The sequence below is a fragment of the Streptomyces mauvecolor genome (genome assembly GCF_039532965.1).
GTDB lineage: Bacteria > Actinomycetota > Actinomycetes > Streptomycetales > Streptomycetaceae > Streptomyces > Streptomyces violascens.
The window spans coordinates 1-634 of record NZ_BAAASQ010000062.1 but is presented as its reverse complement, the minus strand read 5'-3'; the positions used below and the strand labels follow the sequence as shown (position 1 = coordinate 634).

At 69.1% G+C, this 634-nt stretch carries 1 protein-coding gene; it reads right to left on the bottom strand.

The genetic code is table 11. The features are described from left to right. Window positions 1-634: class I tRNA ligase family protein (locus ABD346_RS38215; protein ID WP_344380926.1), on the bottom strand; the 634-nt coding region annotated here is incomplete at both ends.

Genomic DNA, 634 nt, shown 5'->3' with positions numbered 1-634 from the left:
GGGAAGCGGACGAAGACCGAGGGGTCGACGACCGTCTCGTAGCCCTGCGCCAGCTCGTGGTCGGACAGGCCGGTGCCGCAGCGCGGGCACCAGGGGGCGACGCGGTGGTCCTGGGTGAGCAGGCCCTTGTTGAAGATCTCCTTCAGGGACCACCACACGGACTCGACGTACTGCGGGTCCATGGTGCGGTAGGCGTCGTCCAGGTCGACCCAGTAGCCCATCCGGGTCGTGAGGTCGGCGAAGGCGTCGGTGTGGCGGGTCACGGACTCGCGGCACTTGGCGTTGAACTCGGCGATGCCGTACGCCTCGATGTCCTTCTTGCCGTTGAAGCCGAGCTCCTTCTCGACCGCCAGCTCGACGGGCAGGCCGTGGCAGTCCCAGCCGGCCTTGCGGGCCACGTGGTAGCCCTGCATCGTGCGGAAGCGGGGGAAGACGTCCTTGAAGACGCGGGCCTCGATGTGGTGGGCGCCCGGCATGCCGTTGGCGGTGGGCGGGCCCTCGTAGAAGACCCACTCGGGGCGGCCCTCGGACTGTTCGAGGCTCTTGGCGAAGACCTTGGACTGCTCCCAGAAGTCGAGCACGGCGTGCTCGAGGGCGGGCAGGTCTACCTGGGCGGGCACCTGGCGGTACTGCG